We start from the raw sequence: 12,803 nt of genomic DNA, 5'->3' as shown, positions 1-12,803 counted from the left end.
ATTGTGGATAAGGAGAGTGAATTAGTGGATAACTATGTGGATATATCCACATCAGGATGTTTTTGCCATGACTTCTGCATGTTCCTTGCTGAAAGACTCTTTAAAATGCGCTGACTGCAGCAAATGCTGCGGAATGTTTTCTTTTTCCACAGCCTGAAAGCCAATGATGCTTAGAAAATCAACTGCACTTCTGCTGTTTGCCACAAGATAACAGCTCCCCATCCCCTTTTCTTTCGCAAGCGCATAAACACTCTCAAAAAGAGAAAGCAGATGCGCCTGGTTCATAGATTCCGAAACGGCAAGCGACCGCAGCAGGCCGTCCCCGCCGACCGGTTCCACTCCCAGCGTAGCGGTGATCTGTCCATCACTTTCCAGCAGGGCAAAATACTCCGCAAACTCTTCAATTCCGTCCGATCTCAAGCCGGCTTTCTCAATAAACGCTTTTATAGCCTGTACATCCTTTTTTTCAGCAATTCTTAACTGATAGTACATCCAATCCCCCCCGTTTTTCGTTTCTACTTCAACTCTATGACGAAAAATGATGGGATATGACTCAAGGTACAATCTAGTCTCTGAAAAAAGAGAGACGTACGGTCAAACCGTACGCCTTTTACGAAAATACTCCTTCAAACCACTCTACTAGAAAGAATTTCACTTCTACTTCTTCTTTTTCCTCTTCTTCATCCACAATCAGGGATGTCATCTCTTCAGATGTTTTTTCAGCTGTCTCTTCCTCATCTGCAAGCAACGAAGCCAGCTCCTCAGATGCATCTGCCTCTTCAGCAGCAGGCGGCGCTTCTTCCTCAAGTTCAGCTGCCTGAACAGCCTGCCCGTTTGAAAAATCAAGGAAACATAAAGGCGGGAACAGCACACACCACCAGTTGGCGCCTTTTCCTTCGCCGAGCGTAATTAAAATCGCCTCATAATCACCAGCAGGGTAAATGTAGTTGCCGTACATCTTCGTCGGAAAGCTTACATTATTGAAATCAACTGTAAACTCCTGAACCATGTTCTCTCTCACAAGTGTCGCCTGGACAATCTTCTCAATCTCAGGAAGCCTTGACTTGATCAGCTCTCTTGCCTCTTCAACCGATGTCAGCTTCTCCACCCAAACAGTAATTTCCTTGTTTACCTCATCGCGGATCTTGCGCTTCAGCACCTGATCCTCATCCGAATCACTATTAGCAAGAATCCGCAGGCGTATCGCCTCTTCCGGAATCACAACCGCCTCATTCACCTGCTGCGCACCAGCTGCAAGCGGCTCCTTATACACGTTCATAACCGCCCCGATCATTAATAATGAAATATATATAAATGCCATATAATGCTTCTTCATTTTCATCACCATCCCCTTCTAGCAACCAGTATGGACAGGGAGGCAGAATCTTAAACTAGCTTTTTGAAAACTAGTAATCTATTTTTTGAGTGTTTTGCAACTGGAAAGTACCATACGCAGTCCATGACTGCAAATCAACTGATAAAATCAATTGATAAATGCCCAAGATCTTGCTAGTAAAAGAGGTAGTTTGGGGTTGGGTGTAAATGCAGCAAAGTTGGTTGTTATGCAATGATTGTTGGTTGTATAACTAATGAAGTTGGATGTTTTGTTCGAATTATTGGCAGATACACAAGAATTTTACGCTGCGGGACAGGTGCTGCACATTGAATTAGCTGTCCGATGCAGTCCAGAATCGCAAATTAAGTGATAAATGCCCAAAATTTTGCTAGAAAAAGAGGTAGTTTGCGGTTGGATTAGAGGTTGGATGTAAATGGGGCAAAGTTGGTTGTTACGCAATCATTGTTGGATGTAAATCCATTGAAGTTGGGTGTATTGTACGTATTGTTGGTTGTTATACAAGTATTCTCCGCATTGGGATAGGTGCTGCATCTTGAATTAGCTGTCCGATGCAGTCCAGAATCGTAAATTAAGTGATAAATGCCCAAGATTTTGCTAGAAAAAGAGGTAGTTTGCGGTTGAATTGGGGGTTGTATGTAAATGGGGCAAAGTTGGCTGTTACGCAATCATTGTTGGATGTAAAACCATTGAAGTTGGGTGTATTGTACGTATTGTTGGTTGTTATACAAGTATTCTCTGCAACGTGACACCCGCTAAAATATTTTCCCGCCGGTACGTTGCTAAAATTAACATTCACGTGAAAAAATCACTTCATTTACTGCTCAAAACACTCTTTTTTCTAAGCAGAAAGCAAATTGTACGTGCTTAAAATTCGATTCCCCGCATAGAAAGGTTTTTCCAAATAACCATTGAATACAAATAGAGTACAAAAAACAAAAGGAGAGTAGTATGATTAAAAAAGAAAGAGAAATTCCCATCAAGTTAGTGAAACTTGAAGCGCTGATCAGCCGCTTGCCTGTGAATCATCCTAAAAGGGGGAAAATTGAAGAAGAAATAGCGAAATTGCGAGCTGGATTCAGAGGAGAGCAATCAATTGACTATTATCTTAAAGATGAGAAAAACTACTTCATTTTCCACAGTCTGAGACTGCAGCACCAGCCCTCTGATTTTTTCCAAATGGATACTTTGCTTTTACATGAAAGCCACGTTATCATCCTTGAAATAAAGAATGCGAGCGGAACCCTTTGTTTTGACCGGACGTTTCATCAGCTGATCCGGACTCAACACGGGAGAGAGGATGCTTTTTCAGATCCGATTGAACAGGTTCATCGTCACCAAAAATTGCTGAGATACTGGTTTTCAAAGCACCAGTTTCCGGACCTGCCTATTTATACACTGGTTGTCGTCAGTCACCCCTCCACCATTATCAAGTCTATTCCACCTTACTCGGAAACTGTAGCAAAAACGGTTCTTCACTCTTCTCAGTTAATCAGCAGATTGGAACTTTTAAGCAAGCGTCCGCACAATCTTTCCTTATCCACAAGGGAAAAGAATAAACTCTCAAAGCATTTGATCAAATGCCATATTCCTGCAAACCCGGATGTATTGGCTCAATTTAAACTATCAGCAGACGATTTAATTTCTGGAGTACAATGTCCGTCCTGTAAAAAGTTTCCGATGAAAAGAATATACGGACTTTGGTTATGCAGCCTTTGCCGGACCACAAGCAAAGACGCACACATTCCTGCATTAAATGATTACCATCTCCTGGTGTCAGAGACGATGTCAAACCGCGAGCTTCGCCGTTTTTTAAAAATCAGCTCCTCTCAGTATGCAACACGAATTCTGCTCTCCCTCAACCTTCAATCTACAGGCACCTACCGCAACCGCCGCTATCTCCTCAAACAGAAAGAAACGCCTCAATCATGAGGCGTTCCTTCTACAACAGCAAATACCATTCTGTCCTTGCCGTTGATGTCGTATCTGACTTCAGCCTGTGCGTGCGGAAGCTGTTCAAGCAGGAGGGCTTTAACGTCTTCGCCCTGACCTGCTCCGACTTCGAATGCAATCAAGGCACGCGTGCTGATGACGCGCGGAATGTCAGCTGCCAGTCTGCGGTAAAAGTCCAGTCCGTCTACTCCTCCTGCAAGCGCGCGGTGCGGTTCATGGTCTCTTACGACCGGTGAAAGCTCAAGCACTTCTGCATCCGGGATATACGGAGGATTCGAGACTACCACATCCATTTTCGTTCCGCTTTCCATCACCGGCGCAAGCAAGTCTCCATGCATGAATTCCACTTCAGCTCCGAGGCTTTCTGCATTCATGCTTGCGACTTCAAGCGACTCAGGCGCAATATCGACAGCCCTTACTTTAAAAGCAGGATTTTCAAGCGCGAGGGAAATGGCAATAGCTCCGCTGCCTGTCCCGATGTCTGCTGCAGCAATCGTTTCATAGCCTTTAAACAGGCTTTTCGCTTTAAACAAAATCCCTTCAACCAGTTCCTCTGTTTCAGGGCGCGGAATTAACACTTCTTTATTGACCGTAAACGAACGGCCGTAAAATTCTTCTGATCCAATCATGTGCTGTACAGGAACTCCGTCCGCATGACGGTGAACGTCTGCTTTGAATGGTTCCCAGACTCCGTCAGGCAGTTCCATCCTCAGGGAGGCAAGCATTTCTGAACGGCTCATGTTCAGATGGTGGCGAAGCAGGAGCTCTCCCGCATTATGATCACGCTCTGCTTCTGCCAAAAAAGAAGAAGCCCACTTCAGGGCTTCGTACACCTTAATCATGCTTAACGGTCTGCCTGGTCGAGTCTGCTTGACTGATCCTCTACGATTAGAGCATCGACAAACTCATCCAGTTTCCCCTGCAGGATTTGATCAAGCTTTTGGATCGTCAGGCCAATGCGGTGGTCTGTTACACGGTTTTGCGGGAAGTTGTACGTGCGGATCCGTTCTGAACGGTCACCAGTACCGACAGCAAGCTTCCGGTTTTGATCGTATTCAGCCTGTGCCTCGCGCTGGAATTTGTCATATACGCGCGCGCGGAGTACTTTCATGGCTTTTTCTTTGTTTTTAATCTGTGATTTTTCATCCTGGCAGGAAACCACTGTTCCTGTCGGCAAATGCGTCAGGCGTACGGCTGACATTGTCGTGTTGACACTCTGTCCGCCCGGTCCGCTTGAAGTAAATGTATCGACTCGGATGTCTTTATCATGAATTTCCACTTCCACTTCCTCCGCTTCCGGAAGGCAGACAACCGTCGCTGTAGACGTGTGAATTCTTCCGCCGGATTCTGTTTCAGGGACACGCTGCACACGGTGTGCACCGTTTTCATATTTAAGCTTTGAGAATGCGCCGTTGCCGGTAATCATAAAGATGATCTCTTTATAGCCGCCGACACCGGTAGTGTTGGCTTCCATAACTTCCGTCTTCCAGCCCTGAGCTTCAGCAAAACGGCTGTACATGCGGTAAAGGTCTCCTGCAAACAGGGCTGCCTCATCTCCGCCTGCAGCGCCGCGGATCTCCATGATAACGTTTTTGTCATCGTTCGGGTCCTTTGGAATCAGAAGAATCTTCAGGCGTGCAGCCAGGTCTTTCTCCTGTGACTGCAGCTCAGATAGCTCCTCCTTAACCATATCGCGCATATCAGCGTCCAGCTTGTCATCAAGCATGGCTTTGGCGTCGTCAATCTGTTCTTTTACTGATTTATATTCACGGTATACGTCAACTGTTTCCTGCAAATCGGATTGTTCTTTTGAATATTCACGGAGCTTATTTGAATCGTTGATAATATCAGGATCCATCAGTAGTCCATTTAGCTTTTCGTAGCGGTCTTCTACGGATTGTAAGCGGTCCAGCACGTTATTCACCTCTATTTTCGTCCATAACGTTATAATTATAGTATAGGTTATTCAAAGCGTCAAAAGCAAATTGACAGAAAAGCGGAATCGCCCGTTTAGACCTGACAGGCAGAAAAGAAATCACACGGAAAGTCCGGGTTTAGACTTTTTGGGGGATTTTGTTCTGACAGAAGGATTAGGAGGCGGAGCTGGACACCAAAATAGAAAGGGACAATTCCATGAACATCAAAAAAGTGCACCACATCGCCATTATCTGTACAGATTATGAGGTTTCAAAGGATTTTTATGTGAACAAGCTTGGTTTTGGCGTTCTAAACGAGGCTTACAGGTCAGAAAGAGATTCATACAAGCTTGATCTTGCTGTCAGCGGTCACACACAAATTGAGCTGTTCTCTTTTCCCACACCGCCGGAGCGTCCATCGCGTCCTGAGGCGGCAGGTCTCAGACACCTTGCTTTCTCTGTTGAAAATATAGATGATGCAGTCGCAGAGCTTAATGCGCTGGGCATTGAGACAGAACCGATCCGGGTGGATGAGTTTACAGAGAGAAAATTTACGTTTTTCCAGGATCCGGACGGGCTGCCGCTTGAGCTGTATGAGGATTAAGTCGAAAGAGTTGGCGGAATTCGTAAAATCAGCACTTTCTTTGGCGAATTGATTCTTCTTTTGTCTGGCCGGAAGGGATCGGACTTTCTCTTATCGAACATGTTGTTCATCGTGTTTTGTATGTTTCGGGAAAACTGGACAAGGGGGAATGGAGATGAATACAAGCCAGGTTGCCAAACTGCTGGGTGTTTCGCCTAAAACCGTTCAGCGCTGGGTAAAGCAGCTGAATCTTCAGATGGAGCGGAATGAGCTTGGACATTACTTTTTTACGGATGAGGATATTAACACGCTTCGGGATATTAAGGATCAGCTGGGTAAGGGGATTCTTTTTCAGGAAGTAAAAGTAACGGAGAAAAAACCGCCTAGAAAAGCGGTCATAAAAACAGCGGAAGCGCCACCCGCTGATCTTAATTATGAGGAAATTATGCAAAAGCTGAAGGCGCTGGACCAAAAAATCAGCAGCAAGGCAGACAGCGTCGTCTCCTATCAGCTTCTCCAGCACCGGAGAGAAATTGAAGAACTGAACAGCCGCATTGAAGAGCTTGAAGCTAAAGTACAGACACTTGAGAAGCAGAAAGAAAAACATCCGATGGAGCACGCTCTCGTGTTTGACCATGTAAAACCGCCTAAAAAACAGAAGCGAAGAAGTCTGATCAGCTCTCTTTTCAGCTTCTGAACAAAACAAAAACTCGTTTAATCAGAAACGAGTTTTTTATTTTGCCTCCAAGTCGACATGAACGTCATATCTCGGGATGATGTTCTGCATTTTCCTCTGCAGTTCTTTCTGTTTGTCACGTATCTCCTGATCGGTCATATCTTTTGAGGACACGACATCCACGCTGATTTTTCCGCCGTTCATCGTGATGTTCTCAATTTTCAGTGACGGGTCATTGCGGATGACCTCACGAAGCTTATCCATTTCATCCTCATTCTGCTCCCTGTTTTTGGACAGATTCAAGAAGTTCGGGTTCTGCTCAGTTGTTCCCCGGTTATTGGAAACACTCTCCCCTGTCCTTCTCAGCTCACTGCCCTTGTCTGATTCAGGCTGGATTTCAGACTGATTCGATGGATTGTCGCATGCGCCAAGAACCAGGATTAAAAAAAGGATCCATAACATTTTCATAAAAACACCTCCATTTGTAAGGTGCCCAAAAGGGTATGAAAAAAAGCTGCCCTATAAAAAATTCAGGCAGCTTTCATCTTTATGACAAATTTTGTGTTTCCGGCTCTGATTGTTTTGACTGAGCCGGCTTTTCCGGCACCTCGTGATGGTGGCGGCATCTTGGTTCGTATGATTCAGAAGCTCCGACCAGAATGATTGGATCATGGTAGGATGCAGGCTTTCCGTTGATCAGCCTCTGCGTTCTGCTCGCAGGTGAACCGCACACTGAGCAGACGGCCTGAAGCTTTGTGACGAGCTCCGCAACGGCCATCAACGCAGGGACGGTGCCAAAGGGCTCTCCTCTGAAATCCTGGTCAAGCCCTGCAGCGATGACGCGGTAGCCCTGATTGGCAAGTGATGTGATGACCTGGACAATTTCATCGTCAAAAAATTGCACTTCATCAACCGCAATCACGTCTGTTTCTGGTGTAATGTATTTAAAAAGGTCGCTTGAAGAAGCAACGGCATGACTGATGACGGCCGTGCCATTATGCGAAACAACCTCATCTTCACTGTAGCGATTGTCGATGGCAGGCTTGAATACTTTCACTTCCTGCTTGGCAAACTGCGCACGGCGGACTCTTCTGATCAGTTCTTCAGATTTACCTGAGAACATGCTTCCGCAGATGACCTCAAGCCACCCGCTTTGTTTCATAACATACATGAAAACGGCCTCTCCCTTCATTTCTTAAACGTTGTTCTATGGTCCCGAGCCTTTTGCTGCTTTCTATCTTTAAATGAACGGAATGCCGTTCATTGTAAGGTTCCATATGTACATGGATACTGCTTATTATGGCTGTTTTTCCCAAAAATAGCGGGAAACGGCGTAAAAAAACAGGCAAGACAGAAATCTTGCCTGTTTCCTTCAATCTATAATTATTTAAGACCGTATTTTTTGTTGAAGCGATCAACACGACCGTCAGCAGAAGCGAACTTTTGACGTCCTGTGTAGAATGGATGGCACTCAGAGCAAACCTCGATGCGCACCTCGTCTTTTACAGAACCAGTTTCAAATTCATTTCCGCAAGCACATTTAACCATAACTTTTTTGTAGTTAGGATGGATAGCTGCTTTCATTCCGTTTCATCTCCTTCCGCCCTGATTCGTTTACCGAAACAGAGTTATCATTTCCAGAAGAGGTTCTTCCGGAAAAGCACATAAAAAAAGTATAACAAGCTTCCAGTTAATTTGCAACTAATTTTACAATCGTTTTCCGGAAACGCCTGCTGCCTTCCATTCCGCATCAAGAATACTGAAGAATTCTTCGTTGGATTTGGAGTTGCGCAGTTTTTTCAGGAACTTTTCAGCAAAATCAGGCGAATCTGACATTGATTTCCGGATGGCCCACAGCTTCTCAAGGTGGTCTTTCGGAATAAGCAGTTCTTCCTTGCGGGTACCTGAGCGGCGAATATCAATGGCCGGGAAGATGCGTTTTTCTGCAAGGGAGCGGTCAAGATGAAGCTCCATATTGCCTGTTCCTTTAAACTCTTCATAGATCACATCATCCATGCGGGATCCTGTATCAACAAGAGCAGTCGCAAGAATGGTGAGGCTTCCACCCTCTTCAATATTCCGCGCAGCCCCGAAGAAGCGCTTTGGACGATGGAACGCAGCCGGATCAATACCGCCTGATAGTGTACGTCCGCTTGGCGGAATCACAAGGTTGTACGCACGGGCAAGACGTGTAATGCTGTCCATAAGGATAATAACGTCCTTCTTATGCTCGACAAGGCGCATCGCACGTTCAAGAACAAGCTCAGCAACCTTGATGTGGTTTTCAGGAACCTCATCAAATGTTGAGCTGACAACGTCTCCTGCTACAGAACGCTCAATGTCCGTTACTTCCTCAGGACGCTCGTCAATGAGGAGAACAATCAGTTCAGCTTCCGGATGATTGGTTGTCACGCTGTTTGCGATTTCTTTCAGCAGCATCGTTTTACCTGCTTTTGGAGGCGCAACGATCAGTCCGCGCTGTCCGAATCCAACAGGAGCAATCACATCCATGATGCGTGTTGAAAGGTCGCTCGGTTTTGTTTCAAGGATGATTTGGCGGTTCGGATAAAGCGGCGTCAAAGCCGGGAAATGAACACGCTCTTTCGCAGACTCAGGGTCATCTCCGTTAACGGCTTCCACATGAAGCAGGCCGTAGTAACGCTCGTTTTCCTTTGGCGGACGGACTTTTCCGGACACCTTGTCCCCATTCCGCAAATCAAAACGGCGGATCTGTGAAGCCGAAATATAAATATCCTCAGAGCTTGGAGAATAGTTGATAGGTCTTAAGAACCCGAATCCTTCAGACTGAATGATTTCAAGAACGCCTTCCATGAACAATAAGTCCTCTTGCTCAGCGTTCGCTTTTAAAATGGCAAAAATCAATTCTTTTTTCGTCAGCTTGCTGTAATACGACACTTTGTAATGACGTGCAAGCTCATATAATTCTTTTAATTTAAGATGTTCGAGATTGGAAATAGAAACCTCGCTCATAACAGCACCACACTTTATAAATTATAAATACAGTTGTTCTTCCATCTATATGCGAGAAAAAAACTAGTAAAAGGATCAGATATAGAGAAGAAAGAGAAGATAGGCTAGAAGTAGGAAAAGCAGTGTGAAAGGCAGCCCTTTCAAATTACGCAGCACTCTTTAGTTTTACCTTATTTGATGGATTTAATCAACAGATTTCGGGTTTTGAAATGAGAATGAAACATTGAAATGCAGAGCCGACTGATCAGGCCTGGCAGTCAGATAAGAAATCACCGGAAAAGTCCGAATTTGACTTTTTCGGGGATTTTGTTCTGACAGAAGGACTAGGAGGCGCAGCTGGACACAGACGAAATGCGGAATCGCCTTGGTCAGCTCCGAAGGGCAGAAAAGGATCCGGCAGAAAAAGCCGGGTTTGCTTTTTTTGACGGAGCCGTTCTGGCCGAGGAGTTAGGCGATGCAGCTGGACACCACGAAATGCGGAATCACATTGGTCTTCCCCACAAGAAAAAACAGCCGGAAATAGAACAAACCATTTCTATACCCGGCTGTCTGCAGCGTGGCTGCGTTTTACTTTATGACAAGGTTCGGTTTTTTGCTTAGGCTGTGAGTTCCGTCGATAAAGCGGACGGTTCCTGATTTGGCACGCATGACGAGAGATTGAGTCGTTCCCGCGGTGCCTGTAAACTGAACGCCTTTCAGCAGCTCGCCGTCAGTAACGCCGGTTGCTGCGAAAATCGCGTCATCGCCTTTTACAAGGTCCTCCATGCGGAGAACTTTGCTTGTGTCGATGCCCATTTTCTCGCATCGTGCGATTTCTTCGTCATTTTGCGGAAGAAGCTTGCCCTGGATTTCTCCGCCGAGGCATTTTAGGGCAACTGCCGCAAGAACGCCTTCAGGTGCGCCGCCTGAACCGAACAGGATGTCGACGCCTGTGTGGTCAAAAGCCGTATTGATGGCACCTGCGACATCACCGTCATTGATCAGCTTGATGCGTGCGCCTGCATCGCGAAGCTCTTTAATGATATGCTCATGTCTTTCGCGGTTTAAGATTGTGGCGACGACATCTTCCACATTTTTATTTTTAGCTTTTGCAACCGCCTTAAGGTTGTCAATGATTGGAGCGTTAATATCAATGCAGCCTACTGCTTCAGGACCGACTGCTATTTTGTCCATGTACATATCCGGTGCATTCAGAAGGTTGCCGTGGTCTGCGATTGCGATAACAGCAAGGGCATTCCAGCCGCCGGAGGCAACGATATTTGTTCCTTCAAGCGGATCAACGGCCACGTCAACGCGCGGGCCATAGCCTGTCCCAAGCTTTTCACCGATATAGAGCATCGGCGCTTCATCCATCTCGCCTTCCCCGATCACAACCGTTCCTTTCATCGGAATGGTGTCAAAAACATCTCTCATAGCTGATGTTGCAGCATCGTCTGCTTCGTCTTTTTTCCCGCGTCCCATCCAGCGTGCAGATGCAAGTGCAGCCGCTTCTGTTACACGGACTAACTCCATTGATAAACTTCTCTCCATTGTTTCTTCCTCCCCATGTATCCCCTGTTGTTATAGGTATCTATTTACTTAAGAACTTTGAAGCTGTTCAATTTCCTGTTCTGTCAGCTTTTCGCGCCAGATTGTCGCGCCAAGGCTTGTCAGTTTTTCTTCAAGCTGGCTGTATCCGCGGTCGATATGCTCAAGTCCTGTTACCTCGGTTACACCTTCCGCCATCAGGCCTGCTGCGACTAGCGCAGCTCCTGCACGAAGATCACTCGCTTTCACTTTCGCACCCTGAAGCTTTGTCGGACCTGTAACAATAGCAGATCTGCCTTCCACTTTAATTTTGGCTCCCATTCTCCGGAGCTCATCAATATGCTTAAAGCGCGCAGAATAGATTGTATCTGTCACGACACTTGTTCCGGTTGACTTTGTAAGAAGTGACGTAAACGGCTGCTGCAGATCTGTAGGAAAACCAGGATAGACGAGTGTTTTAATGTCGACTGATTTCAATTCCTTCTGTCCGCCGACAATCCAGATCTGTTCGTTGTTTGTTTCAACATGAATCCCCATCTCTCTGAATTTTGCAATGAGAGATTCAAGGTGAAGCGGAATAACGTTGTCAATCAGCACTTCCTGCGCCATGGCAGCTCCAATAATCATATACGTGCCGGCTTCAATCCGGTCAGGGATAATAGAGTGTCTGCAGCCGTGAAGGCTTTCAACGCCGTCGATACGGATTACATCCGTTCCGGCTCCCTTAATTCTTGCACCCATGCTTGATAAAAGCGTGGCGACATCGATGATCTCAGGTTCCTTTGCTGCATTCTCAATAATGGTCTGTCCTTTAGCAAGCACAGCTGCAAGCATGATGTTGATGGTTGCACCAACACTGACGACATCAAGATAAATGCGGGCCCCTTTAAGCTCCTCGGCACGCAGATAGATTGCGCCCTGTTCATTTGTGACCTGTGCTCCGAGAGCCTCAAAGCCTTTGATATGCTGATCAATCGGACGCGGACCAAGATGGCATCCTCCAGGAAGGCCGATCACTGCCTTTTTGAAGCGTCCGAGCATCGCTCCCATCAAGTAGTAGGAAGCACGGAGCTTTTTCACTTTTCCGCTTGGCAGAGGCATTGAAATCATTTCCGCAGGATTCACATACATCTCGTTATTCTTAAACTCTGCGGTTCCCCCGATTTCCTCAAGCAAGTCCTTTAAAATATGTACATCTGAAATATCGGGCAAACCTTCAATGGTGACGGGTGACTGTGCCAGTATTGTCGCCGGTATAAGGGCAACCGCACTGTTTTTGGCGCCGCTGATGCTTACCGTCCCTTTTAAAGGGTAACCGCCTGCTATTTTTAATTTTTCCATGATAGTCTCCTTTCTCAAAGAAGTTGGCTTTTCGATGTCTTGTCAGGTTTCGCCCTCTCAGTTTCATTCAGAACTGAAAAGCCGGCTCCTTTTTGAAAAGCCATCATGTTATGAGAATAAAATGGTGGTACTGTGACCAAAATCAAGCTGACGTTTCGGGTTGAGACGAAAGAGCAACAAAAAATGCCTCTTTTCAACAAATATTTTCCATTAATCCGACAAAGAATACAAGTTCAAGTTTTTTTTCTTTAACCTATTATGACATATGAAATTATTTTAGTGCACGATATGGTTCCTGTGGAGGCATGTAAAATGAGGGTCATTGCCTGAATGGATGGAAGAATCGCATTGTTTTATTTATTGCGGACTGAGTTTCTATAACTTCATGGTCTGCTTTTCTCATTGTCCAGCTGCGCCTCCTAGCCCTTCTGTCAGAACAAAATCCCCGAAAAAGGCGGGACC

13 protein-coding genes are annotated in these 12,803 nt (G+C 45.8%); 3 read left to right on the top strand and 10 right to left on the bottom strand.

Translation table 11 applies throughout. The annotated features are described in order from the left end of the window. Nucleotides 1-51: 51 nt before the first annotated feature. A complete protein-coding gene (locus tag RKD52_RS01585; protein WP_454098388.1) occupies nucleotides 52-492 on the bottom strand; it encodes a GNAT family N-acetyltransferase in 441 nt (146 codons plus the stop codon). A gap of 118 nt (nucleotides 493-610) precedes the next feature. Beyond that, a complete protein-coding gene (gene spoIIR, locus RKD52_RS01580) occupies nucleotides 611-1,336 on the bottom strand; it encodes a stage II sporulation protein R (protein ID WP_454101117.1) in 726 nt (241 codons plus the stop codon). Nucleotides 1,337-2,305: 969 nt separating this feature from the next. Between spoIIR and RKD52_RS01575 the strand changes: the two genes are divergently transcribed. Further along, the gene (locus RKD52_RS01575) at nucleotides 2,306-3,286 is read left to right on the top strand and encodes a nuclease-related domain-containing protein (RefSeq protein WP_454098387.1); all 981 of its coding nucleotides are present in this window, start codon (nucleotides 2,306-2,308) and stop codon (nucleotides 3,284-3,286) included. Here RKD52_RS01575 and prmC read toward each other — a convergent pair. Together prmC and prfA are read right to left on the bottom strand one after the other, a co-directional pair. Beyond that, the gene (prmC, locus tag RKD52_RS01570; RefSeq protein ID WP_454101116.1) at nucleotides 3,277-4,146 is read right to left on the bottom strand and encodes a peptide chain release factor N(5)-glutamine methyltransferase; all 870 of its coding nucleotides are present in this window, start codon (nucleotides 4,144-4,146) and stop codon (nucleotides 3,277-3,279) included. The two genes, RKD52_RS01575 and prmC, sit on opposite strands and share 10 nt — an antisense overlap. 5 nt (nucleotides 4,147-4,151) lie before the next feature. Then, a complete protein-coding gene (gene prfA / locus RKD52_RS01565) occupies nucleotides 4,152-5,222 on the bottom strand; it encodes a peptide chain release factor 1 (RefSeq protein WP_454098386.1) in 1,071 nt (356 codons plus the stop codon). A 218-nt stretch (nucleotides 5,223-5,440) separates the two neighbouring features. On the opposite strand from prfA, the gene gloA2 reads away from it, so the two are divergent. After that, nucleotides 5,441-5,827 carry an SMU1112c/YaeR family gloxylase I-like metalloprotein gene (gene gloA2 / locus RKD52_RS01560; RefSeq protein WP_454098385.1) on the top strand — a complete coding sequence of 129 codons (387 nt, stop codon included), beginning with the start codon at nucleotides 5,441-5,443 and terminating at the stop codon, nucleotides 5,825-5,827. Between the two features lie 154 nt (nucleotides 5,828-5,981). After that, nucleotides 5,982-6,503 carry a MerR family transcriptional regulator gene (locus RKD52_RS01555; RefSeq protein WP_454098384.1) on the top strand — a complete coding sequence of 174 codons (522 nt, stop codon included), beginning with the start codon at nucleotides 5,982-5,984 and terminating at the stop codon, nucleotides 6,501-6,503. A 36-nt stretch (nucleotides 6,504-6,539) separates the two neighbouring features. On the opposite strand, the gene RKD52_RS01550 is transcribed toward RKD52_RS01555, so the two are convergent. From RKD52_RS01550 to RKD52_RS01525, 6 genes are all read right to left on the bottom strand, one after another. Then, complete coding sequence (locus RKD52_RS01550) at nucleotides 6,540-6,950, bottom strand: hypothetical protein (protein ID WP_454098383.1); 411 nt, start codon at nucleotides 6,948-6,950, stop codon at nucleotides 6,540-6,542. A gap of 79 nt (nucleotides 6,951-7,029) precedes the next feature. After that, nucleotides 7,030-7,653: a thymidine kinase gene (locus RKD52_RS01545; protein WP_029283314.1), complete on the bottom strand. Its 624-nt coding sequence runs from the start codon at nucleotides 7,651-7,653 to the stop codon at nucleotides 7,030-7,032. Nucleotides 7,654-7,865: 212 nt separating this feature from the next. Continuing rightward, nucleotides 7,866-8,066 carry a 50S ribosomal protein L31 gene (gene rpmE / locus RKD52_RS01540; RefSeq protein WP_029283312.1) on the bottom strand — a complete coding sequence of 67 codons (201 nt, stop codon included), beginning with the start codon at nucleotides 8,064-8,066 and terminating at the stop codon, nucleotides 7,866-7,868. Between the two features lie 123 nt (nucleotides 8,067-8,189). Continuing rightward, the gene (gene rho / locus RKD52_RS01535) at nucleotides 8,190-9,473 is read right to left on the bottom strand and encodes a transcription termination factor Rho (protein ID WP_029283310.1); all 1,284 of its coding nucleotides are present in this window, start codon (nucleotides 9,471-9,473) and stop codon (nucleotides 8,190-8,192) included. A 567-nt stretch (nucleotides 9,474-10,040) separates the two neighbouring features. Further along, nucleotides 10,041-11,003 carry a class II fructose-bisphosphatase gene (glpX, locus tag RKD52_RS01530; RefSeq protein WP_029283308.1) on the bottom strand — a complete coding sequence of 321 codons (963 nt, stop codon included), beginning with the start codon at nucleotides 11,001-11,003 and terminating at the stop codon, nucleotides 10,041-10,043. Nucleotides 11,004-11,051: 48 nt separating this feature from the next. Continuing rightward, on the bottom strand, nucleotides 11,052-12,341 hold the full coding sequence (locus RKD52_RS01525) for a UDP-N-acetylglucosamine 1-carboxyvinyltransferase (protein WP_369735081.1): 1,290 nt from the start codon (nucleotides 12,339-12,341) through the stop codon (nucleotides 11,052-11,054). Nucleotides 12,342-12,803: the final 462 nt, after the last annotated feature.

Source organism: Metabacillus sp. SLBN-84, from assembly GCF_053629595.1.
Note: the sequence above shows the minus strand (reverse complement) of the source record. Positions and strands in the feature narration are given on the sequence as shown.